22 protein-coding genes are annotated in these 23275 nt (G+C 72.2%); 20 read left to right on the top strand and 2 right to left on the bottom strand.

Annotated features, from left to right (window positions below; translation table 11 throughout):
• The first annotated feature begins 8 nt into the window (after positions 1-8).
• From aroB to FCN18_RS27755, 3 genes are all read left to right on the top strand, one after another.
• On the top strand, positions 9-1118 hold the full coding sequence (gene aroB, locus FCN18_RS27765) for a 3-dehydroquinate synthase (protein ID WP_137096488.1): 1110 nt from the start codon (positions 9-11) through the stop codon (positions 1116-1118).
• A complete protein-coding gene (gene aroQ / locus FCN18_RS27760) occupies positions 1115-1546 on the top strand; it encodes a type II 3-dehydroquinate dehydratase (RefSeq protein WP_113643634.1) in 432 nt (143 codons plus the stop codon). Before aroB ends, aroQ begins: the two co-directional genes overlap by 4 nt.
• Positions 1547-2055: 509 nt before the next feature.
• Entirely contained in the window at positions 2056-3576 is a 1521-nt protein-coding gene (locus FCN18_RS27755) for a glycoside hydrolase family protein (RefSeq protein ID WP_112274503.1), read from the top strand.
• On the opposite strand, the gene FCN18_RS27750 is transcribed toward FCN18_RS27755, so the two are convergent.
• The gene (locus FCN18_RS27750; RefSeq protein WP_170200610.1) at positions 3540-4049 is read right to left on the bottom strand and encodes a B-4DMT family transporter; all 510 of its coding nucleotides are present in this window, start codon (positions 4047-4049) and stop codon (positions 3540-3542) included. The genes FCN18_RS27755 and FCN18_RS27750 overlap by 37 nt on opposite strands.
• 50 nt (positions 4050-4099) lie before the next feature.
• Between FCN18_RS27750 and FCN18_RS27745 the strand changes: the two genes are divergently transcribed.
• Genes FCN18_RS27745 through nusB form a run of 3 tightly spaced genes read left to right on the top strand, consistent with a single transcriptional unit; the run spans position 4100 to position 6271 of the window.
• A complete protein-coding gene (locus FCN18_RS27745; RefSeq protein ID WP_170200609.1) occupies positions 4100-5218 on the top strand; it encodes a M24 family metallopeptidase in 1119 nt (372 codons plus the stop codon).
• Between the two features lie 37 nt (positions 5219-5255).
• On the top strand, positions 5256-5813 hold the full coding sequence (gene efp / locus FCN18_RS27740; RefSeq protein WP_112274499.1) for an elongation factor P: 558 nt from the start codon (positions 5256-5258) through the stop codon (positions 5811-5813).
• A gap of 8 nt (positions 5814-5821) precedes the next feature.
• Positions 5822-6271 (top strand): transcription antitermination factor NusB, encoded by a 450-nt coding sequence (gene nusB / locus FCN18_RS27735; protein WP_113643632.1) that lies wholly within the window; start codon positions 5822-5824, stop codon positions 6269-6271.
• A gap of 60 nt (positions 6272-6331) precedes the next feature.
• Here nusB and bldD read toward each other — a convergent pair whose 3' ends face one another.
• Complete coding sequence (gene bldD / locus FCN18_RS27730) at positions 6332-6820, bottom strand: transcriptional regulator BldD (RefSeq protein WP_003096372.1); 489 nt, start codon at positions 6818-6820, stop codon at positions 6332-6334.
• A 260-nt stretch (positions 6821-7080) separates the two neighbouring features.
• Between bldD and pyrR the strand changes: the two genes are divergently transcribed.
• The 14 genes from pyrR to FCN18_RS27660 all read left to right on the top strand — a co-directional run bounded on the left by pyrR (position 7081) and on the right by FCN18_RS27660 (position 23058).
• Entirely contained in the window at positions 7081-7662 is a 582-nt protein-coding gene (pyrR, locus tag FCN18_RS27725) for a bifunctional pyr operon transcriptional regulator/uracil phosphoribosyltransferase PyrR (protein ID WP_113643631.1), read from the top strand.
• Positions 7659-8588: an aspartate carbamoyltransferase catalytic subunit gene (locus tag FCN18_RS27720; RefSeq protein ID WP_113643630.1), complete on the top strand. Its 930-nt coding sequence runs from the start codon at positions 7659-7661 to the stop codon at positions 8586-8588. The genes pyrR and FCN18_RS27720 overlap by 4 nt, the downstream gene beginning before the upstream one ends.
• A complete protein-coding gene (locus FCN18_RS27715) occupies positions 8585-9874 on the top strand; it encodes a dihydroorotase (RefSeq protein ID WP_112274491.1) in 1290 nt (429 codons plus the stop codon). Before FCN18_RS27720 ends, FCN18_RS27715 begins: the two co-directional genes overlap by 4 nt.
• The gene (locus tag FCN18_RS27710; protein ID WP_137096487.1) at positions 9874-10365 is read left to right on the top strand and encodes a PH-like domain-containing protein; all 492 of its coding nucleotides are present in this window, start codon (positions 9874-9876) and stop codon (positions 10363-10365) included. Before FCN18_RS27715 ends, FCN18_RS27710 begins: the two co-directional genes overlap by 1 nt.
• Complete coding sequence (carA, locus tag FCN18_RS27705) at positions 10362-11486, top strand: glutamine-hydrolyzing carbamoyl-phosphate synthase small subunit (RefSeq protein ID WP_113643629.1); 1125 nt, start codon at positions 10362-10364, stop codon at positions 11484-11486. Before FCN18_RS27710 ends, carA begins: the two co-directional genes overlap by 4 nt.
• Complete coding sequence (gene carB, locus FCN18_RS27700; protein WP_137096486.1) at positions 11486-14800, top strand: carbamoyl-phosphate synthase large subunit; 3315 nt, start codon at positions 11486-11488, stop codon at positions 14798-14800. The genes carA and carB overlap by 1 nt, the downstream gene beginning before the upstream one ends.
• 93 nt (positions 14801-14893) lie before the next feature.
• Positions 14894-15724 (top strand): orotidine-5'-phosphate decarboxylase, encoded by an 831-nt coding sequence (gene pyrF, locus FCN18_RS27695; RefSeq protein ID WP_137096485.1) that lies wholly within the window; start codon positions 14894-14896, stop codon positions 15722-15724.
• A 321-nt stretch (positions 15725-16045) separates the two neighbouring features.
• The gene (gene mihF / locus FCN18_RS27690) at positions 16046-16363 is read left to right on the top strand and encodes an integration host factor, actinobacterial type (protein ID WP_005437476.1); all 318 of its coding nucleotides are present in this window, start codon (positions 16046-16048) and stop codon (positions 16361-16363) included.
• A 23-nt stretch (positions 16364-16386) separates the two neighbouring features.
• Entirely contained in the window at positions 16387-17031 is a 645-nt protein-coding gene (gene gmk / locus FCN18_RS27685; protein ID WP_407675795.1) for a guanylate kinase, read from the top strand.
• Positions 17028-17303, top strand: a complete 276-nt coding sequence (gene rpoZ / locus FCN18_RS27680; protein WP_110339306.1) for a DNA-directed RNA polymerase subunit omega — start codon at positions 17028-17030, stop codon at positions 17301-17303. The genes gmk and rpoZ overlap by 4 nt, the downstream gene beginning before the upstream one ends.
• Before the next feature lie 7 nt (positions 17304-17310).
• Entirely contained in the window at positions 17311-18549 is a 1239-nt protein-coding gene (coaBC, locus tag FCN18_RS27675) for a bifunctional phosphopantothenoylcysteine decarboxylase/phosphopantothenate--cysteine ligase CoaBC (RefSeq protein WP_137096483.1), read from the top strand.
• A gap of 55 nt (positions 18550-18604) precedes the next feature.
• Positions 18605-19807, top strand: coding sequence for a methionine adenosyltransferase (gene metK / locus FCN18_RS27670; RefSeq protein WP_170200608.1), 1203 nt, complete (start codon positions 18605-18607; stop codon positions 19805-19807).
• Positions 19808-19864: 57 nt separating this feature from the next.
• Positions 19865-20974 carry an acyltransferase family protein gene (locus tag FCN18_RS27665; protein WP_137096482.1) on the top strand — a complete coding sequence of 370 codons (1110 nt, stop codon included), beginning with the start codon at positions 19865-19867 and terminating at the stop codon, positions 20972-20974.
• Between the two features lie 23 nt (positions 20975-20997).
• Entirely contained in the window at positions 20998-23058 is a 2061-nt protein-coding gene (locus FCN18_RS27660) for a primosomal protein N' (protein WP_137096481.1), read from the top strand.
• The last annotated feature ends 217 nt before the right edge of the window (positions 23059-23275 follow it).

The raw sequence follows: 23275 nt of genomic DNA, 5'->3' as shown, positions 1-23275 counted from the left end.
GGAGGACGATGACCACCGACCCGGTCCGTATCGAGGTCAAGACCGCCCAGCCGTACGAGGTCGTGGTGGGCCGTGGGCTGCTCGCCGAGCTCACCGAGACGGTGCGTGACGCGTCCAAGGTGGCGCTCATCCACCCGCCGACGCTCACGACGACAGCCGAGGCCGTCCGCGAGGAGCTGGCCGGTGCCGGGCTCGACGCCCACCGCGTGGAGATCCCCGACGCCGAGGACGGCAAGGCGCTGCGCGTCGCGGACTTCTGCTGGGACGTGCTCGGCCAGATCGGGCTCGACCGGCGCGGCGTCGTCGTCGCACTGGGCGGCGGCGCGGTCACCGACCTCGCCGGGTTCGTCGCGGGCACCTGGATGCGGGGCGTCCGGCTGGTGAACGTGCCGACGACGTTGCTCGGCATGGTGGACGCCGCCGTCGGCGGCAAGACGGGCATCAACACCGAGGCGGGCAAGAACCTCGTCGGCGTCTTCCACGAGCCCTCGGCGGTGCTCGTCGACCTCGCGACGCTGGAGACGTTGCCGCCGAACGAGCTGGTGGCGGGGATGGCCGAGGTCGTCAAGGCGGGCTTCATCGCCGACCCGCGCATCCTGGAGCTGATCGAGCAGGACTCGGCCGCGGCCGTCGACACGCAGGGACCGGTGCTCGGTGAGCTGGTCCGGCGTTCGATCCAGGTCAAGGCCGACGTCGTGTCGGCGGACCTGCGCGAGTCGGATCTGCGCGAGATCCTCAACTACGGCCACACCCTCGGGCACGCCATCGAGCGCCGGGAGCGGTACCGGTGGCGGCACGGCGCGGCCGTGAGCGTGGGGCTCGTGTTCGCCGCCGAGCTGGCCCGCCTCGCCGGCAGGCTCGACGACGCGACCGCGGACCGGCACGCCGCCGTGCTGCGCTCGCTCGGGCTGCCGACCTCCTACGACCCCGACGCGCTGCCGCAGCTCATCGACGGCATGCGCGCCGACAAGAAGAACAGGTCGGGCACGCTGCGGTTCGTCGTGCTCGACGGGCTCGCCAAGCCGGGCCGCATGGAGGGACCCGACCCGGCGCTGCTGGCGGGGGCCTACTCCGTGCTCGCGGGCGGCGAGGCCAAGGACGGGGGCGTGTTCCTGTGAACGTGCTGGTGCTCAACGGGCCCAACCTCGGCAGGCTCGGCAAGCGCGAGCCGTCCGTCTACGGCTCCACCACCCACGACGACCTGGTGCGGCTGTGCGTCGAAACCGGGAAGGAGCTCGGGCTCGAGGTCGAGGTGCGGCAGACCGACCACGAGGGCGAGATGGTCGGCTGGCTGCACGAGGCGGCCGACGCCGGTGTGCCCGTGGTGCTCAACGCCGGGGCCTGGACGCATTACTCGATCGCCGTGCGCGACGCGGCCGCTCAGCTGGCCGCGCCGCTGATCGAACTGCACATCTCCAACGTCCACCGGCGCGAGGAGTTCCGGCACCACAGCGTGCTCTCCGACATCGCGACCGGCGTGCTCGCCGGTTTCGGGGTGGACGGCTACCGCCTCGCCCTGCGCTGGCTGGCCGACAACGAAGGGTGACCGCGGTCCCGGTTTCGCGGGCCACGCGGCTCAGGAGCCGCGGGCTGCCCGAATCGGACGCCTGCGCGGTGGCGTCACTGTTCGCGACCGGAGCTGAGCAGGTTCCCGCGGGGCGGCGTCGCGGGGATGATCGAGCGGCGGCAAGGGTACGCGGGGCGGCCGGGCACGTGCACTGGTCTGGGTGATCGAGCTCGGCGGTGAGGCGATCGATCGGCCTCGTCGAGCTCCGGCCGCTCACAGAGCTGCCGGGGGAGGCCGCCGAGATCGGCCACGAGCTGACGGCGGCGCTCCTCGGGCACGGGCCCACGGCCGCAGTTCGCCGACGCCTACCCGCGCGCGGGCGGTCCCGGGCGCTACGCGGCGTATCCGCAGAACATCAACGGATTCGAGGCGGAACCCGTTGCCACACCACGAGGTCTGCACCCGTTCGGGTGAGGGGTTCCGTAGACTGAGCGGGTCCAGGCCGAGGCATTCCGGCCGTGGGGGAGGGATGGAGGTCCGCCGCCAGCATGCGCTCCCGGCATCGTCGAGCACGTGTCGCCGGTGCGGCACTCGCCGTCACGGTGAGCGCCGCCCTGGTCGCGGGGTGCACGGCGGGGACCGCCCGGCCGCAGGCCGAGGGCGCGGAGCCGGGGATCGGCGTTGGTCCCGAGCAGCCCGTACCCACCGAGGAGCAGGTGCCGCTGCAGGCTGACCGGTACCGGGCCAGCCCCGGTGTGGTCGCCGCGGGCGGGGCGGACGCCGTCTACAACTACGGGCCGACGGTGATGTCGGACGGCGGGCAGACGCGCATGTGGTGGTGCAGCCAGTACGGCAGCGCCGCGCCGCCGGGCGACGACATCCTCTACGCCGAGGCCGGCTCGCCGGACGGGCCGTTCGCCGGTCCTGGCGGCGGCATTCCGGAAGCCGTGCTCTCCGGCAACCCCGGTGCGTTCGACGGGGTGCACACGTGCGATCCGTCCGTGATCCGGGTCGACGGCACGTACTACATGTACTACACCGGCGCGGCGGGCAGCCACGCGCTCGGCAACTCGATCGGTCTCGTGACCAGTACCGACGGGAGGAACTGGACGCGTCCCGGCACCGATCCGATCGTCCGGCCCGCCCACGACACCCACCGCGACAACACCTACGGCGCGGGCCAGCCTGCCGCGGTGTACCTAGACGGCTGGTTCTACCTGATGTTCACCGACACCACGGGCCGTGCCGCGGGCTGGAACGGCGCGGGCCAGTTCCTGTTGCGCGCCAAGGACCCCACGTTCTCCGCGGGCGTGCAGGCACTGGGGCCGCAGGGTTTCACCGAGGTGCCGCACACCGAGACCGCGCGGACCAACTCCCTCGTCGACGCCTTCAGCGCCGACCTCATGTGGGTCGACGCGCTCGACGCCTTCGCGATCGCGCACCAGACCGACAAGGGCACCACGATCACCTTCTGGAACAGGGAGTTCACGGCGACGCCGTACCAGCCGGTGACGATCCCCGACGAGTGGGAGGAGGGCCCCGGGCTGGTGCGCAGGCCCGACGGTCACGCGCCGGTCTCGGTCGACGACCCGTGTGGCCGGGTGCCCATCGACGTCATCCACGCGACCGTGATCGGCCGGGCCAACGCGCCGACGGACCTGCGGCACTACGGGCTCGACCTGCACGGGCTGGACGCCTGCGCAGAGCCGAAACGTGCGCTGGCCGTGCTCGACGGCTTCGCGATGCCCTCGCCGGTGCGCACGATGGACCTGGTTACCGACGGCAAGGTGGTGCGGGTCGACCGGCGCTCGGTGGCCGAGCAGCTGGCGGGGGTGGTGCTGGACGAGCGGCTGCCCGTGCTTGACCGGCTGCCGGTGGACGTGCGGCTGCGGCCGGGGGCGCCGGCGGTGGAGGCGCCCGGTCTGGGAGCCGGTTTCCTGCTGGACGGCACGCTGTGGCCGGTCACGCCGGCCGAGGTCGTCGAGCTGAACGGCTCACCGGCCGAGCCGGTGAGCCGGGCGGAGTGGGAGGCCTACCCGGCGGGGCCGACCTTGGGCTTGCGCGGTTGAGGCCGCGGCCGGGGCGCCGGTTCCTCGGCGGCCCCGGCGTCGGAGTCAGGGCCAGAGTCGGCGTCGGCGCCGGCGTCCTCGCGGGTCGTGTGCAGCTTCCCGCCGACGAGCAGGCCGAGGCCCGCTGGCACGAGCACGAGCAACGCCGTGAAGGCGGCGCCTCCGGTCAGCGCGGAACCGAGCTCGCCGACCCCGGTCTGGTCCACGAACGCCGCGCGGCCGACGACGTTGAGCACGCCGGCGACCGGCCCGGCGACGAGCGCGGCGATGAACCAGGTGCGGCCCGCGTCGACCAGGCCGAGCCACGCGTCGAGCGCGCTCCACAGCGCGGCCGCCCCCACCAGCAGGGCGAGCACGACGGCGGTGACGGTGGTCGACTCGGTCGGCTGGAAGACCGCGATCTTCGCGAGTGCGACGGTGGCGGCGGCATGCAGCACGGCCATGCCGAGTCCGCGAACAACCCAGGACGGCATCGGCCCACTGTAACCGCAAGTATCGTGAGGTCGAGTCCTAAGCTTGGCCCGTGGCCGAGAATTCCCGCACCGCGACCGAGATCCGCGCCGCCCGCAGGGAGGCGCTGCGTGACCTGCTCCGTCCCCAGGGCCTCGACGCCTTACTCGTCACCGACCTGCTGAACATCCGCTACCTCACGGGTTTCACCGGCTCCAACGCAGCACTGCTCGTGCACGCAGATGACGACGACCGGACCCTGTTCTGCACCGACGGCCGCTACACGACCCAGGCCGCCGCGGAGGTGCCCGACCTCGAGCGCGTCCTCGGCCGGGCGAGCGCCGTGACCCTGCTGGCCCGCGCCGCGGCGAAGGCGAAGGACTACGCGCGCACCGGCTTCGAGAGCCAGTACGTCAGCGTCGAACAGCACGCGGTGTTCGTGGAGGCCGCGGACGATGTCGAGCTGCACCGGGCGCCGGGCCTGGTCGAGCGCCTGCGCGCGGTGAAGGACGAGACGGAGGTCGAGGCGCTGCGCCGGGCGTGCGCCGCCGCCGACCGCGCGCTGGCCGACCTGATCGAGCACGGCGGGCTGCGCGCGGGCCGCACCGAGCGGGAGGTGGCGCGCGACCTGGAGAACCGCATGCTCGACCACGGCTCCGAGGGCCGGTCGTTCACCTCGATCGTCGCGGCGGGGGCCAACTCGGCGATCCCGCACCACCGGCCTGCCGACACGCCGTTGGCGGCCGGCGACTTCGTCAAACTGGATTTCGGGGCGACCGTCGACGGGTACCACTCGGACATGACGCGCACCGTCGTGCTCGGCACCGCCGCGGACTGGCAGCGGGAGCTCTACGAGCTCGTGCTGCGTGCCCAGGCCGCGGGTCGCGCCGCCGTGGTGCCCGGAGCCGAGGTGGCCGCGGTGGACGGCGCGGCACGGGACGTGATCGTCGCGGCGGGCCGGGGCGAGGAGTTCTCGCACGGTCTCGGCCATGGCGTCGGCCTGCAGATTCACGAGGCTCCCAGTCTCGCCGCGACCGGCGCCGGTACACTGTCCGCCGGTATGGCGGTCACCGTCGAGCCGGGCGTGTATCTCGCCGGCCGGGGTGGCGTGCGCATCGAGGACACGCTCGTCGTGCGGGAGGGGACTCCCGAGCTCCTCACCCTGACCAGCAAGGAACTCGTGGTCGTTTAGTACGCGGCCCACCGAATCACAGGGAGAACTCACACCCGTGGCCACCACCAACGACCTGAAGAACGGCCTGGTGCTGAACCTCGACGGCCAGCTCTGGTCGGTCGTGAACTTCCAGCACGTCAAGCCCGGCAAGGGGGGTGCCTTCGTGCGCACCACCCTCAAACACGTGCTGTCCGGCAAGGTCGTGGACAAGACGTTCAACGCGGGTACCAAGGTCGACACCGCGACGGTGGACCGCCGCAACATGACCTACCTGTACAACGACGGCACCGACTTCGTCTTCATGGACGGCGAGACGTTCGACCAGATCAACGTCCCCCGCGAGACCGTCGGCGACGGCGCCAACTACCTGCTCGAGAACACAGAGGCGCAGGTGGCGATGCACGAGGGTCAGCCGCTGTACGTCGAGCTGCCCACTTCGGTCGAGCTGGTCATCCAGCACACCGACCCCGGCCTGCAGGGCGACCGCTCCACCGGTGGCACGAAGCCGGCGACGCTGGAGACCGGCGCCGAGATCCAGGTGCCCCTGTTCGTCAGCACCGGCGAGAAGGTCAAGGTCGACACCCGAGACGGCCGTTACCTCGGCCGCGCGTGAGAAGCCCGGTGACCTCGGAGAGCCCTTCCCGGCGTGCGCCCATCGGGCGCCGCGCCTCCCGCCGCCGCGCGGTGGAGTTCCTGTACGAGGCCGCGCAGCGGGAGGCCGACGCGGTGACGTTGCTGTCCGACCGCGTCGGTTCCGTGGACGTGGACCCGATCAGCGACTACACGATCTCGCTGGTCGAGGGTGTGACGGCGCGGCGCGAGCGCATCGACGAGCTGCTCGCGGAGCACGCGCAGGGCTGGACGCTGAGCCGGATGCCGCCGGTGGACCTCGCGATCCTGCGGATGGGGGTCTACGAGATGCTCTGGTCGGCAGACGTGCCGGACCCGGTCGCGATCGACGAGGCGGTGGGGCTGGCCAAGGAACTGTCCACCGACGACTCGCCGCGCTTCGTCAACGGTGTGCTCGGCCGCATCGGCAACATCGCCGACCGCCTCAGGGCGGTGCTCTAGGCACCCGTCACCGCCGGGTCGTGAGCGAGGGGTCTCCCGCTCACGACCGCGCGGCGGCGATCAGTCTTCCTTGGAAGGGCGGGCCTCGGGCGGCAGCACGCCCCAGTCGATCAGCTGCTCGGTGAGTTCACCGGGCGTCATGTCGTAGATGATCGCCAGCGACCGCAGGTCCTCGGTGCGGATCGACAGTACCTTGCCGTTGTAGTCGCCGCGCTGGCTCTGGATGGTCGCCGCGTAGCGGGCCAGCGGGCCGACCTTCTCGGCGGGCAGCTGCTGCAGCCGCTCGAGGTTTATCACGATCTTCGTGGCCGGCTCGGCGCCGGAGGGAACCCGGCCCTCGGGCAGCAACTCGACCACCGGGACGCCGTAGAAGTCCGCGAGCTCGGCCAGCTTCTGGACGGTGACCGCACGGTCGCCACGCTCGTAGGAGCCCACCACGACCGCCTTCCAGCGGCCGCCGGACTTCTGCTCGACCCCGTGCAGGGACAAGCCCTGTTGCTGGCGGATACCGCGGAGCTTGGCCCCGAGCGCCTTGGCGTAATCGCCCATCTGGTGGTTCTCCGTTTCCTCGTCCCGAGATCGGCCCGGATGACCGACAGGGAACTCGTGAGTCGAATACTCAGAGTAATGGTTACTCGTAGTCGTCACCAGGTCAAGCAGATCATCCCTGGCTGGGGGTTCTCGCACCCGATCGCACCACCCGAACGGATGACGAGCCTCACCTGCTACTGTCTGTGCGGTTCCCGCCTAACCAGGGGAATCGACATCCTTTAAGGACCCGTCCAGTGAGGCGGGGAAGGAGGTCCACCGTGGCGCCACGCCCACGTGGCGCGACGGAACCGGCTGCTGAGCGCGAGCTGCTCTCGGCCGGGGATGTCGCGCGCACCATCGCCCGAATGGCCCATCAGGTCATCGAGAAGACCGCTCTTGATTCGACGGGCGCGATCCCGCCCGTGCTGCTGGGCATCCCGACTCGCGGCATCCCGCTCGCGACCCGCCTCGGCGCGCGGATCAGCGAGTTCTCCGGCGTCGACGTGCCCACCGGCGCCCTCGACGTGACGCTCTACCGCGACGACCTGCGGCGCAAGCCCACCCGCCCGCTCGAACAGACGCAGCTGCCGGGTACCGGCATCGACGACCGCGTCGTGGTCCTCGTCGACGACGTCCTGTTCTCCGGCCGCACCATCCGGGCCGCGCTCGACGCGCTGCGGGACCACGGCAGGCCCCGGGTGGTGCAGCTCGCCGTGCTGGTCGACCGAGGCCACCGCGAGCTGCCGATCCGCGCCGACTACGTGGGCAAGAACGTGCCCACCTCCCGCTCGGAGGAGGTCTCGGTCCTGCTGTCCGACGTGGACGACCGCGACGCCGTGCTGCTGGGGGAACGCCGATGAAGCACCTGCTGACCACCGACGGCCTGGCCGAGGACGCCGCCACCGCGATCCTCGACACCGCCGACGAGCTCAAGCGCACCCTGCTCGGCAGGGAGGTCAAGAAGCTGCCGACGCTGCGCGGCCGCACGGTGATCACGATGTTCTACGAGAACTCCACCCGCACCAGGGTGTCGTTCGAGATCGCGGGCAAGTGGATGAGCGCGGACGTGGTGAACGTCTCGGCGGGCGGCTCGTCGGTAGGCAAGGGGGAGTCGCTGCGCGACACCGCGCTCACCCTCTCGGCCGCGGGCGCCGACTGCGTGATCGTCCGGCACCCCGCCTCGGGGGCGGCGCACCGGCTGGCCGGCTGGCTCGCCGATGTCGGCACGTCGGTGGTGAACGCGGGCGACGGCACCCACGAGCACCCCACACAGGCGCTGCTCGACGCTGCCACGCTGCGCGAGCGGCTCGGCGGGCTCAAGGACCGGCGGATCGCGATCGTCGGCGACGTGCTGCACAGCCGCGTCGCCAGGTCCAACGTGCACCTGCTCGCGACCCTCGGCGCGGAGGTGGTGCTCGTCGCGCCGCCGACGCTGCTGCCCGTCGGCGTCGGATCGTGGCCGGTGACCGTGTCGCACGAGCTCGACGCCGAGCTGCCCGCGCTCGACGCCGTGATGATGCTGCGGGTGCAGGCCGAGCGCATGCACGGCGGATTCTTCCCGTCCGCTCGCGAGTACTCGATCGCCTACGGGCTCAACGAGGCGCGGCTGGGCCTGCTGCCCGAGGGCGCCGTGGTGCTGCACCCCGGTCCGATGCTGCGCGGCATGGAGATCGGCTCCGCCGTGGCCGACGCGCCGCAGTCGGCGATCACCGAGCAGGTCCGCAACGGGGTCCACGTGCGGATGGCCGTGCTGTACCACCTGCTTGCCGGAGAGGGAGAACAGTGAGCGAGATCGTCATCAGGGGCGCGAGGCTCTACGGCGAGGGCGACCCGGTGGACGTGCACGTGGCCGACGGCACCATCGCCGCGATCGGCACGGTCACCGCGAGCGAGGACGCCGAGGTGATCGAGGCGGACGGGCAGGTGCTGCTGCCCGGCTTCGTCGACCTGCACACCCACCTGCGCGAGCCGGGCCGAGAGGACACCGAGACGATCGACTCGGGCTCCGCCGCGGCCGCCCTCGGCGGCTACACCGCGGTGTTCGCCATGGCCAACACCGACCCGGTCGCCGACAACGCGGTGGTCGTCGAGCACGTGTGGCGGCGTGGCCGGGAGGTCGGCCTCGTCGACGTGCACCCGGTCGGCGCGGTCACCGTCGGGCTCAAGGGCGAGAAGCTCGCCGAGATGGGCACGATGGCCAAGTCGGTGGCCGGGGTGCGGCTGTTCTCCGACGACGGGCACTGCGTGGCGGACCCGCTGCTCATGCGCAGGGCGCTGGAGTACTCGACGGCGCTGGGCGTGGTCGTCGCGCAGCACGCCGAGGAGCCGAGGCTCACGGTCGGCGCCCAGGCCCATGAGGGAGAGCGGGCGGCGCGGCTCGGCTACACCGGCTGGCCCTCGTCGGCGGAGGAGTCGATCGTCGCCCGCGACTGCGTGCTCGCCCGGCACGCAGGCGCGCGCCTGCACATCTGCCACGTCTCCACCACCGGCACGGTCGACGTCCTCGGCTGGGCCAAGGGCCTCGGCATCGACGTCTCGGCCGAGGTGACGCCCCACCACCTGCTCCTCACCGACGAGCGCCTGGCCACCTACGACCCGGTGAACAAGGTCAACCCGCCGCTGCGGGCCGACGCCGACGTGGCGCGCATGCGCCGGGCGCTGGCCGACGGCGTGATCGACTGCGTGGCCACCGACCACGCCCCGCACGCCGTGCAGGACAAGGACTGCGAGTGGGCGGCGGCCAGGCCGGGCATGCTCGGCCTGCAGACCGCGCTGTCGATCGTGGCCGAGACGATGGTGCGCCCCGGCCTGCTCGACTGGCGCGGGGTGGCGAGGGTCATGAGCGAGCGGCCAGCCGAGATCGCGGGCCTGCCCGACCAGGGCAGGCCGCTGGCGGTCGGCGAGCCTGCCAACCTGGTGCTGGTGGACCCGGACGCGGAGTGGACGGTGCGCGGCGCCGAGCTCGCGAGCGTGGCCGCCAACACACCGTACGAGGGATTGCGACTGCCCGCCGTGGTGAGCGCCACGCTGCTGCGCGGGCGGATCACGTCGCGCGAAGGGAAGATTGGGTAATGGAGAGGCTTCTGCTGACGCTGCTGGTCATCGCGTTCTTCGCGCTCGGGGTCTACGGGATGTGGCGGGGCTGGCGACGCCAGGCCCGCGCGCAGAGCGTGCGCGTGCCGCCCTTCCCCGAGGTGCCGGAGGACCTTGGCGAGCCGCTGCTCTCAGCCAAGGGGCTCTACGTGGCGACCACCAACGCGGGGCACTGGCAGGAACGCGTGGTGACGCGGGGTGTGGGCCTGCGCGGCCCGGCCGTGCTGCGGCTGTACGACGAGGGCGTCGAGGTGGACCGCGCCGGTACGGTGAGCTTCTGGATCCCCCGCGAGTCCATTGTGGACGTCAAGACCGCCAAGGGGATGGCGGGCAAGGTGATGGGAACGGACAGTCTTCTGGTGTTCACGTGGCGCGCCGACGACGTCGAGCTCGACACCGGGTTCCGCGGGGACGATCTCGCGGTCTATCCACAGTGGATCAACCAGGTCAAGGGAGGTGCCCAGGTATGAGCGGCACTCGCACGCCGGCCGCGCTCGTCCTCGAGGACGGCCGGATCTTTCGGGGCACGGCCTACGGCGCGCAGGGGCGCTCGCTGGGCGAGGCGGTCTTCTGCACCGGCATGACCGGCTACCAGGAGACGCTGACCGACCCGTCGTACCGCGGCCAGATCGTGGTCCAGACCGCGCCGCAGATCGGCAACACCGGGTGGAACGACGAGGACGACGAGTCCTCGCGGATCTGGGTGGCCGGCTACGTGGTCCGCGACCCGGCGCGCACTCCGTCGAACTGGCGCTCGAAGCGCACGCTCGACGACGAGCTGCGCGCGCAGGGCATCGTCGGCATCGCCGAGATCGACACGCGCACGCTGACCCGGCACATCCGGGAGCACGGCGCCATGCGCGCGGGCGTCTTCTCCGGTGACGCGCTCGCGTCCACCGACGACCTCGTGGCCCAGGTGCTCGCGAGCCCGCCGATGCAGGGCGCCGACCTGGCCGGCGAGGTCACCACGGAGAAGCCCTACGTGGTGGCCGCCGAGGGCGAGCGGCGCTACCGCGTCGCCGCGCTGGACCTCGGCATCAAGTCGAACACGCCCCGCCAGATGGCCAAGCGCGGCATCGAGGTGCACGTCCTGCCCGCCGCGAGCACGCTGGACGACGTGCTGGCGGTGGAGCCCGACGGCGTGTTCCTGTCCAACGGGCCCGGCGACCCGCAGACCCAGACACACGCGATCGAGCTGACGCGGGCGGTGCTCGGCAGGCAGGTGCCGCTGTTCGGCATCTGTTTCGGCAACCAGATCCTCGGCCGCGCGCTGGGGCTGGGCACCTACAAGATGCGCTTCGGTCACCGCGGCATCAACGTCCCGGTGCTCGACGCCGACACCGGCCGCGTGGCCATCACGGCGCAGAACCACGGTTTCGCGCTCGAGGGCGAGCCTGGCCAGCGGTTCGAGTCGCCGTTCGGCACGGCCAAGGTGAGCCACTACTGCGCGAACGACGGCACGGTGGAGGGCCTGCGGTGCGAGGACGTGCCCGCCTTCTCCGTGCAGTACCACCCCGAGGCGGCGGCCGGTCCGCACGACGCCAACCCGCTGTTCGACGAGTTTGTGACCTTGATGGAGAAAAGCAAGTAATGCCCAAACGCACTGACATCGAGCACGTCCTCGTCATCGGGTCCGGGCCGATCGTGATCGGGCAGGCCGCCGAGTTCGACTACTCCGGCACCCAGGCCTGCCGCGTGCTGCGCGCCGAGGGCCTGCGCGTGAGCCTCGTCAACTCCAACCCGGCGACGATCATGACCGACCCTGAGTTCGCCGACTCGACCTACATCGAGCCAGTGACCCCGGACTACGTCGAGAAGGTCATCGCCGCCGAGCGCCCCGACGCGCTGCTGGCCACGCTGGGCGGGCAGACCGCGCTCAACACCGCGGTCGCGCTGCACGAGCGCGGGGTGCTCGAGAAGTACGGCGTGGAGCTGATCGGCGCCGACATCGACGCGATCCAGCGCGGTGAGGACCGGCAGAAGTTCAAGGACATCGTGCGGTCGGTGGGCGGCGACGTGCCGCGCAGCGCCGTCTGCCACTCCATGGACGAGGTGCGCAAGACCGTCGCCGAGGTGGGCCTTCCGGTGGTGATCCGGCCTTCGTTCACGATGGGCGGGCTCGGCTCCGGCATGGCGCACACCGACGAGCAGCTCGAGCGGCTCGCGTCGCTGGGCCTCGAGGAGAGCCCCGTCACCGAGGTGCTCATCGAGGAGAGCGTGCTCGGGTGGAAGGAGTACGAGCTCGAGCTGATGCGCGACCGCCACGACAACGTCGTGGTGGTGTGCTCGATCGAGAACGTCGACGCGATGGGCGTGCACACCGGTGACTCGGTGACCGTTGCCCCCGCCATGACGCTGACCGACCGCGAGTACCAGCACATGCGCGACGTCGGCATCGACGTGCTGCGCGAGGTCGGCGTCGACACCGGCGGCTGCAACATCCAGTTCGCGATCAACCCGCGCGACGGGCGCATGGTCGTGATCGAGATGAACCCGCGCGTGTCGCGCTCCTCGGCGCTGGCGTCGAAGGCCACCGGCTTCCCGATCGCCAAGATCGCCGCGAAGCTCGCGATCGGCTACACGCTCGACGAGATCAGCAACGACATCACGGGGGAGACCCCGGCCAGCTTCGAGCCGACGCTCGACTACGTGGTCGTGAAGGTGCCCCGGTTCGCGTTCGAGAAGTTCCCCGGCGCCGACCCGATGCTCACCACGACGATGAAGAGCGTCGGCGAGGCCATGTCGCTGGGCCGCAGCTTCCCCGAGGCGCTCGGCAAGGCCATGCGCTCGATGGAGACCAAGCGCGTCGGCTTCTGGACCCAGCCCGACCCGGAGGGCGCCACGCTGGAGTCGACGCTGGAGGACCTGCGCACCGCCCACGACGGCAGGCTCTACGCCGTCGAGCGCGCGCTGCGGCTCGGCGCCACCGTCGAGCAGGTGCACGAGGCCAGCGGCATCGACCCGTGGTTCATCGACCAGATCGCGCTGATCGGCGAGGTCGGCGCGGAGGTGCGGGACGCGCCGGTGCTGGATGGTCAGCTGCTGCGCCGCGCCAAGCGCACCGGGCTGTCCGACCGGCAGATCGCCGCGCTGCGGCCCGAACTGGCCGGTGAGGACGGCGTGCGCGCGCTGCGGCACCGCCTCGGTGTGCACCCGGTGTTCAAGACCGTCGACACGTGCGCGGCCGAGTTCGAGGCGAGGACGCCGTACCACTACTCGGCCTACGAGGCCGATCCCGCCGCCGAGACGGAGGTGGCCCCGCAGCCGGAGAAACCGAAGGTGCTGATCCTCGGCTCCGGGCCGAACCGCATCGGGCAGGGCATCGAGTTCGACTACTCGTGCGTGCACGCGGCGCTGGCGCTGCGGGAGGCCGGGTTCGAGGCCGTGATGGTCAACTGCAACCCGGAGACGGTCTCCACCGACTACGACACCTCCGACCGGCTGTACTTCGAGCCGCTGACGTTCGAGGACGTGCTGGAGGTCGTGCGCGCCGAGCAGGCGTCGGGCACGGTCGCCGGCGTGATCGTGCAACTGGGCGGCCAGACCCCGCTCGGGCTCGCGCAGCGGCTGGCCGACGCGGGCGTGCCGATCGTGGGCACCCCGCCGCAGGCGATCCACCTCGCGGAGGACCGGGGCGCGTTCGGCGAGGTGCTGACCTCGGCCGGGCTCCCGGCCCCCGCGTACGGCACGGCGACGTCGTTCGAGGGAGCCAAGCGGATCGCCGACGAGATCGGCTACCCGGTGCTCGTCCGGCCTTCCTACGTGCTCGGCGGGCGCGGCATGGAGATCGTCTACGACGAGGCGTCGCTCGCGGGCTACATCCGGCGCGCCACGGAGGTAACCCCGGAGCACCCGGTGCTCGTGGACCGCTTCCTCGACGACGCCATCGAGATCGACGTCGACGCCCTCTACGACGGCGAGGAGCTGTACCTGGGCGGCGTGATGGAGCACATCGAGGAGGCCGGCATCCACTCCGGCGACTCGGCGTGCGCCCTGCCGCCGATCACGCTGGGCCGCACGGACCTCGAGGAGGTGCGCCGCTGCACCGAGGCGATCGCGCGCGGCGTGGGCGTGCGCGGGCTGCTCAACGTGCAGTACGCCCTCAAGGACGACGTGCTGTACGTGCTGGAGGCCAATCCGCGTGCGTCCCGCACGGTGCCGTTCGTGTCCAAGGCGACGGCGGTGCCGCTCGCCAAGGCCGCGTCGCTGCTCATGACGGGCGCGTCGATCAAGGACCTGCGCGAGCGCGGCGTGCTGCCCGCCGACGGCGACGGCGGGCACCTGCCCGTCGACGCGCCGGTGGCCGTCAAGGAGGCCGTGCTGCCGTTCCACCGGTTCCGCACGCCCGAGGGCCACGGCGTGGACTCGCTGCTCGGCCCCGAGATGAAGTCCACGGGCGAGGTGATGGGCGTCGACACGTCCTTCGGCACCGCGTTCGCGAAGTCGCAGGCCGGTGCCTACGGCTCGCTGCCGACGAGCGGCAAGGTGTTCGTCTCGGTGGCCAACCGTGACAAGCGCTCGCTGGTGTTCCCGGTCAAGCGGCTCGCCGACCTCGGCTTCGAGGTCCTCGCGACGTCGGGCACGGCCGAGGTGCTGCGCCGGAACGGGGTGCCGTGCACGGTGGTGCGTAAGCACTACCAGGGCAGCACCGCCGACGAGCCGAACATCGTCGAGGTGATCCTCGACGGCGGCGTCGACATGGTGATAAACACCCCGTACGGCAACAGCGGGCCCCGCGTGGACGGCTACGAGATCCGCACCGCGGCGGTGTCGAGGGGAATCCCGTGTGTGACCACCGTGCAGGGCGCTGCCGCCGCCGTACACGGCATCGAGGCCCTCATCCGGGGTGACCTGGGGGTGCGCTCACTGCAGCAGCTCCAGGCGTCCCTGCGGGTCGGATCGTGACCGAGTACCCACCTGCAGTGAAGGCCACCATGCCTGCGCTCAACGCAGTGAAGGTGGCCTTCACTGCGGACGTCGCGGAGGAGAGGAGCCGGCGTGGTTGAGGGGTTCGGGGCGCGGCTGCGGCGCGCCGTCGCCGCGCGCGGCCCGCTGTGCGCGGGCGTGGACCCGCACCCGCAGCTGCTGCGGGCGTGGGACCTGCCCGCCGACGCGCGCGGGCTGGAGACGTTCGCGCTGAGCGCCACCGAGGTGCTCGCCGAGCACGTGGCGGTGGTGAAGCCGCAGTCGGCGCTTTTCGAGGCGCACGGCGCCAAGGGGGTCGCCGTGCTGGAGCGGGTGATCGAGTGCGCGCGCCAGGCGGGCGCACTCGTCCTGCTCGACGTCAAGCGCGGCGACATCGGCTCCACGATGGCCGCCTACGCGCTGGCGTACCTCGGCGAGGGCTCGCCGCTCGCGGCCGACGCGATCACCGTGTCGCCCTACCTCGGCTTCGGCGCGCTCGAACCCGCGTTCGCGCTGGCCGGGGAGACGGGGCGGGGCGTGTTCGTGCTCGCGCGGACTTCGAACCCGGAGGGCGAGGGCCTGCAGCGGGCCGACACGGGTGGTCGCACGGTTGCGCAGTCCGTTGTGGACGATGCGGGTGCGCGCAACGCGGGCGTCGCTCCGCTGGGCGCCGTCGGCGTTGTCATCGGGGCCACCAACCTGCCAGGCGAGCTGGATCTCGCTGGGCTGAACGGGCCAATCTTGGCTCCGGGTTTCGGTGAGCAGGGCGCCGGTGCGCGGGACCTCGCGCCGCTGTTCGGCGACAGCCTGCCGAACGTGCTGCCCGCCTCGGCGAGGGCTCTGTTGAAACACGGCCCGGATCCGGCGGCGCTGCGTGCCGCGGTGCTGCGCACGGCCGATGAGCTGAACCGCGTGCTCAAGTAGGGTCTGCGCCCGGTTCCCGCCCTGGTCGAACCGTATGTTGATCTTGCACTAGGGTAAGCGGCGTGGCGCAGGCGGGGGTGTCGGCGCCGCACCGGGAAACGCATTCGCAGGGTCGCGGGCTGACACCGCGCGACCATTTGTGAGTAGGGTCGTCTCTGGCCGTGCCGCGGCGTCCAGTCGCGGCGCGACAGCACCGTCCGCCAGGCCGTCATCCAGCGTCCTGGCGGCGCGGTCAGCGCCCACCCCCGCATTGTGGGTCCAGGTCAAGGGTGGGTACGGTCGCCACACCCACCCAGAATTTGAGTAACACCGGAGGAAAACGTGGCACTTCCCCAGCTCACCGAGGAACAGCGTGCTGCGGCGCTGGAGAAGGCCGCCGCCGCCCGTCGCGCCCGCGCGGAGCTCAAGGAACGGCTCAAGCGCGGCGGTACGACCCTCGCCGACGTGCTGAAGCAGGCCGACGAGGACGAGGTCCTCGGCAAGATGAAGGTCTCCGCGCTGCTGGAGGCCCTGCCGGGCGTGGGCAAGGTGCGTGCGCAGCAGACGATGGAGCGGCTCGAGATCGCTACCAGCCGTCGCCTGCGCGGCCTCGGCGACCGGCAGCGCAAGGCGCTGCTCGCCGAGTTCAGCGGCGAGTGAGCGAGCGGCGACACCGCGGCTCGATCGAGGCCGGCGTACGCGGCGGCCGAGTGACAACTGGTGAGCCGGTGCCGGCTGAGACGGCCCGGCACCGGCTCACCGTCGTTTCGGGACCATCCGGGGTCGGCAAGTCCAGCGTCGTCGGCGAGCTGCGGCGGCTGAACCCCGATGTGTTTTTCAGCGTCTCGGTGACCACCCGCGCGCCCCGGCCCGGCGAGGTCGACGGCGAGCACTACCACTTCATCGACCGCGAGACCTTCGACGCCATGGTCGCCAAGGGCGAGCTGCTGGAGCACGCGGAGTTCGCGGGCAACTGCTACGGCACGCCACGGGCGCCCGTGGAGGCCGCGCTGAACGCGGGACGGCCCGCCGTGCTCGAGATCGAGCTGCAGGGCGCGAGGCAGGTGCGGCAGGCGATGCCGGAGGCCCAGCTCGTGATGCTCCTGCCGCCGTCGTGGGGCGTGCTCGTCGACCGGCTCACGGGCCGCGGCACCGAGCACGACGAAGCCGTGCGGGCCCGGCTGACGGAAGCGGAGCGTGAGCTCGCGGCCGCCGCGGAGTTCGACGAGCAGGTCGTGAACGACGACGTGCAGGTCGCCGCGCGCCGATTGCTAGACTTGGTAACCGGCGAAAACAAGTCTTTCGACGATTCGGAGCACAGTCAGTGACCTCGATTACCCTGGGTCCTCAGAGCGAGCACCTCGAGGGCATCACCAACCCGCCCATCGACGACCTGCTCGAGAAGGTCAGCTCCAAGTACGCGCTGGTGATCTACTCGGCCAAGCGCGCCCGTCAGATCAACGACTACTACGCGCAGCTCGGCGAGGGCCTGCTCGAGTACGTCGGCCCGCTCGTCGAGCCCGGCCCCCGCGAGAAGCCGCTGTCGATCGCGCTCCGCGAGATCCACGCCGGTCTGCTCGAGCACACCGAAGGCGAGTAACGCCTCGGTGAGCTCGAAACCGCGGGTCGTCCTGGGCGTCGGTGGCGGTATCGCGGCCTACAAGGCGTGCGAGGTGCTCCGCGGGCTCACCGAGTCCGGGCACGACGTGCGGGTGGTGCCCACCGTGGCCGCGCTGAACTTCGTCGGCGCGGCCACCTTCGAGGCGCTGTCCGGGCATCCCGTCCACACGGGTGTGTTCACCGAGGTGCCCGAGGTCCAGCACGTCCGCGTCGGCAAGGACGCGGACCTCGTGCTCGTCGTGCCCGCCACCGCCGACCTGCTCGCCAGGGCGGCCCACGGTCTTGCCGACGACCTCCTCACCAACACCCTGCTCACGGCACGGTGCCCCGTCGCGTTCTTCCCCGCGATGCACACGGAGATGTGGGAGCACCCCGCCACGCGCGACAACGTGGCGCTGCTCCGCTCGCGCGGGGCGGTCGTCACCGAGCCCGACTCGGGACGGCTGACCGGCGTCGACACCGGCAAGGGCAGGCTCGCCGACCCACGTGAGATCGTCGACGTCGCGCGCCTGCTGCTGGCCCGTTCCGACGCGCTGCCCCGCGATCTCGAGGGCCTGCGCGTGGTCGTGTCGGCGGGCGGCACACGCGAACCGCTCGACCCCGTGCGGCACCTCGGCAACCGCTCGTCGGGCAAGCAGGGCTACGCGCTCGCGCGGGTCGCCGCCCAGCGCGGCGCCGACGTCACACTCGTCGCCGCCCACACCGAGGCGCTGCCGGAGCCCGCCGGGGCCGAGGTCGTGCACGTCTCCACGGCGCGCCGGCTCGGCGCCGCGGTGGAAGAGGCGGCGAGCACCGCCGACGTCGTCGTGATGGCCGCCGCGGTCGCCGACTTCCGGCCCGCCGACACCGCCGACCACAAGATCAAGAAGACCGATCACAGCCCGGACCCGACGATCTCGCTGGTCCGCAACCCGGACATCCTCGCCGGGCTCGTCGAGGCCCGCAGGCCAGGCCAGGTGATCGTCGGCTTCGCCGCGGAGACCGGCGACGAGCACGGCAGCGTGCTCGAGCACGCGCGGGCCAAGCTGAAGCGCAAGGGGTGTGACCTGCTGGTGGTCAACGCCGTCGGTGAGGGCAAGGCCTTCGAGATGGAGGAGAACACCGGCTGGCTGCTCAGCGCGGACGGCACCGAGCAACGGATCCCGCTGGGCGCGAAGTCCCTGCTGGCGGCCACAGTGTGGGACGCGGTGACCGAGCTGGTGCGCCACCGCGCCCATCGCCAGTAGGCTCACAGCGGGCATTCGCCCACGTGCCGTTGTCGATCGAGGATGTGAGGACGTCGTGACCGCGTCGAACCGTAGGCTGTTCACGTCGGAGTCGGTGACCGAGGGGCACCCGGACAAGATCTGCGACGCGATCAGCGACTCGATCCTGGACGCCCTGCTGGCGAAGGACCCGCGCAGCCGGGTCGCGGTGGAGACCCTGATCACGACGGGCCAGGTGCACGTGGCCGGCGAGGTCACGACCGAGGCGTACGCGGACATCCCGACGATCGTGCGGGAGCGGATCCTCGACATCGGCTACGACTCCTCGGCCAAGGGCTTCGACGGCAACTCCTGTGGCGTGAACGTGGCGATCGGCTCCCAGTCGCCGGACATCGCGCAGGGCGTGGACACGGCGTACGAGTCGAGGCTGGAGAACGCGCTCGACGATCTCGACAAGCAGGGCGCGGGCGACCAGGGGCTGATGTTCGGCTACGCGTGCTCGGACACGCCGGAGCTGATGCCGCTGCCGATCGCGCTGGCCCACCGGCTCTCGCAGCGGCTCGCCGCGGTGCGCAAGGAGGGCGTGCTGCCCTACCTGCGGCCGGACGGCAAGACGCAGGTGACCATCGAGTACGCGGGCGAGCAGGCGGTGAAGCTGGACACCGTGGTGGTGTCGAGCCAGCACGCCGACGGCATCGACCTGGACAAGATGCTCGGCGTCGACGTGCGCGAGCACGTGGTGGCGCCCGTGCTGGCCGGGGTGGAGCTCGACTCCTCCGACCTGCGGCTGCTGGTGAACCCCACGGGCCGGTTCGTGGTCGGCGGCCCGATGGGTGACGCGGGCCTGACCGGTCGGAAGATCATCGTGGACACCTACGGCGGGATGGCGCGGCACGGTGGTGGCGCGTTCTCGGGCAAGGACCCGTCGAAGGTGGACCGCTCGGCGGCGTACGCGATGCGCTGGGTCGCCAAGAACGTGGTCGCCGCTGGCCTCGCGGGCCGGGTGGAGGTGCAGGTGGCATACGCGATCGGCAAGGCGGCCCCGGTGGGCCTGTTCGTGGAGACGTTCGGCACCGAGCACGTCGACCCGCTGAAGATCCAGGCCGCCATCACGGAGGTGTTCGACCTGCGCCCGGCGGCGATCATCCGCGACCTCGACCTCCTGCGGCCGATCTACGCGCAGACCTCGGCGTACGGGCACTTCGGCCGTCCCGAGCTCGACCTCCCGTGGGAGCGCACCGACCGCGCGGACGCCCTCCGGAGCGCCGTGGGCGCCTGACCCGGTGCCCGCCCCGGTGGTCGGCTACTGACGGGTTTCCTTTAGGCTTCCGATCTCGTGGTGGACACTCAGGACGTCGCGGCGTCGCCAAGGGCCGGGGAACAGACCGCCGGGGCGGCGAAGCCCAAGAGCACGCGGCACATCAGCTGGGATGCCATCCGTGTCCTGGGAATCGTGGCCGTGCTGGCCTTCCACGCGACGTTCCTCGCGCCGCACACCCTGCCCGGCTTCGACATGCCGCCGGGGTCGCTGCAGATGGACTTCCCGTTCGGCGCGTCCATCCTGATCGTCATCTCCGGCTACTTCGCGGCGATGACGATCGGCAGGGGGACGCCGCTGCGCTGGTGGCTGCGGCGGCTCGCCCGCCTGCTGCCCGCGTTCTGGGTAGCCGTCGTGGTGATCTTCCTGGTCAGCATCGTGCTGCATCCCGAGGGCTTCCCCCGCCCGTCCTACGGCGACCTGGTCGGCAACCTGGCGCTCGTGCACACGCTGCTGCCGTCGGTCGAGTACATCGACCTGTCGCACTGGACCGTGCCGGTGCAGGTGTGCGGGTTCACCGCCATCGCGCTGCTCGCCTGGAAAGGCAAGGTGCGGGGACGGAACGCGACCCTGGTGATGTGGGCGGTGCTGCTGGTCCCGCTCGCCGTGCGATACCTGTTCATGCGGCCCGGCGAGGTCGCGCCGTGGGCGAGCATGATGATGGACGGCACCGGGCTCAACCGCGCGCACCTGCTGATCGCCGGCGTGGCGATCTACCGCTGGTCCAAGGGGCGCATGAGCTTCGCGCAGCTGTACTGCATGCTCGGCGTGGTCATCGTCGCGCACGACAAGCACCCGCCGCCCGGCGACTCGGTGATCGCGTTCGCGGTGGCGCTCGTGCTGATCTGCGTGGCCGCCTACCAGCCCGCGTGGGACCTGCCCGGCCTCAACCGGCTCGCGAAGCCCATCAGCTGGCTCGCCGGGATCTCCTACGGCGTGTACCTCATGCACTACGTGATCGGCACGATCGTCGCCAGGCACCTCGCCGACCTCGGCGTGCCGTGGTGGGGCTGGGTGCCCGCGTTCGTCGTCACCGCGATCCTGCTGGGCTGGGCGCTGACGCGGTGGGTCGAGCAGCCCATGTTCACGTTGCTCACCCGGCGCCTCGACGCGAAGCAGCCCCGCTGAACCGCTCTGGTAGAGAAGACGGCGTGAGCCGTCCCGAGACCACCCCGCTGTGGGAGCTGCCGCAGCCCAAGCCCGCCAAGGGCAAGCGCGCGGCGGCCTCGCGCAAGGGCCGCCGGGAGCCCGCGGAGACCGCGCCGGTCGCGAGGGTGATCGTCGACGTGCCGCTAGCGCACCTCGACCGGACCTTCGACTACCACGTGCCCAAGGAGCTCGACGAGGCCGCCGTGCCCGGCTGCCGGGTGCGCGTGCGGTTCGCCGGCCAGCTCGTCGACGGCTTCCTGCTCGAACGCGGCGACACCACCGAGCACCAGGGCCGGCTCGCGTTCCTCGAGCGCGTCACCTCCAGCGAGCGGGTACTGCCCCCGGAACTGGCCGCGCTGTGCCGGTCGGTGGCGGAGCGCTACGGCGGCACGCTCATCGACGTGCTGCGGCTGGCCCTGCCGCCCCGGCACGCCAAGGTCGAGGCGGAACCGCCGCGGGAGCCCGCGCCCGCGCCCGAACCGCCGGACGTCGCGGGCTGGCGGCGTTACCCGTGGGGCCCCGGGTTCACCGGCGCGCTGAGCGCGGGCCGGGTCGGCCACGCCGTGTGGCAGGCGCTGCCGGGCGAGGACTGGCCGGCGCGGCTGGCGGAGCTGGCGGCCACCGTCGCCGCGCGGGGCAGGGGCGCCGTGCTGGTGGTGCCCGACCACCGCGACGTCGCCCGGCTGCGGGCGGCCTGTGCCGCGCTCGCCGGGGAGGACGCCGTCGTCGCGCTGTCGGCCGACCTCGGCCCGGCCGAGCGCTACCGCCGCTGGCTCGCCGTGCTGCGCGGCGCGGTGCGCATCGTCGTGGGCACGCGGGCAGCGATGTTCGCCCCGGTCACCGATCCGGGGCTGTTCGTGGTGTGGGACGACGGCGACGACCTGCACGCCGACCCGCACATGCCCTACCCGCAGGTGCGGGACGTGCTGATCCTGCGCGCCCACGCGAGCAAGGCGTCGTTCCTCGCCGCCGGGTACGCGAGGACCGCAGAGGCGCAGCTGCTGGTGGAGTCCGGGTGGGCGCACCCGATCGTCGCCGCGCGGGAGGAGCTGCGGGCGTGCGCCCCGCGCGTGACGCCCACGGGCGAGGACTTCGACGTCGCCCGCGACGAGGCGGCCCGCGCCGCCCGGTTGCCCGCCGTCGCGTTCGAGGCCGCTCGCGCGGGCCTGGCGGCAGGCGCGCCCGTGCTCGTGCAGGTACCGAGGCGGGGCTACGTGCCCGGCCTGGCGTGCGGGCACTGCCGCTCGCCGGCGCGGTGCCGCCGCTGTGCGGGGCCGCTCATGCTCCCGGGCGGCGGCGAGGCCGGGACGCCCCGTTGCCGGTGGTGCGGGGTGGCCGACGCGAGCTTCCGCTGCGCGACGTGCGGTTCCGGGCGGCTGCGGGCCGTCGTGGTGGGCGCCAAGCGGACCGCCGAGGAGCTGGGCAGGGCGTTTCCCGGCGTGCCGGTGCGGACCTCCGGCGCGGGCGAGGTGCTGCCCCAGGTGCCCGGTGAGCCCTCGCTCGTGGTCGCGACGCCCGGCGCCGAGCCGGTGGCCGAGGGCGGCTACGGCGCCGCGCTGCTGCTCGACGGCTGGGCGTTGCTGGGCAGGCAGGACCTGCGCGCGGCGGAGGAGACGCTGCGGCGGTGGATGACGGCCGCAGCGCTCGTGCGGTCCGCCCGTGACGGCGGCCGGGTGGTGGTGGGCGCCGACGCCGGGATCGCTCCGGTGCAGGCGCTCGTGCGCTGGGACCCCGGCTGGCACGCGGAGCTGGAGCTGGCCGAGCGCAAGGAGCTGGGCTTCCCGCCAGCGGTGCGGATGGCGAGCTTCGAGGGCACCCCGGAGGCGGTCGCGGCGCTGCTCGACGAGATCACCCTGCCCGAGCAGGCCGAGGTGCTCGGCCCGGTGCCGGTGGGGGAGGTCGACGAGGACGGCCGCGCCGAGCGGGAACGGGCGCTCGTGCGGGTGCCGCGCGCCCACGGCCGGGGACTCGCCGCGGCGGCGCACGCCGTGAACGCGCTGCGCAACGCCCGCAAGGAAACCGACCCCGTCCGCATCCAGCTGGACCCGCTGACCCTGATCTGACCGGAACCGGCGTTCGCGAGTCGTGCACTCCCGCTCGCGCGAGTCCCCCGCTCGAGCCCGCGAGTTCCCCGCTCGAGCCCGCGAGTCCCCGCTTCTTGACCGCGAGTTGCCCGTTCGGCACCGCTGAGCGCGCAACTCGCGTGCGGGAGCGGGGGACTCGCGTGCGGGAGCGGGGGACTCGCGTGCGGGAGCGGGGGGACTCGCGTGCGGGAGCGGG

Origin of the sequence: Prauserella endophytica (genome assembly GCF_005146945.1) — a bacterium.
Taxonomy (GTDB): Bacteria; Actinomycetota; Actinomycetes; order Mycobacteriales; family Pseudonocardiaceae; genus Prauserella_A; species Prauserella_A endophytica.
Note: the sequence above shows the minus strand (reverse complement) of the source record. Positions and strands in the feature narration are given on the sequence as shown.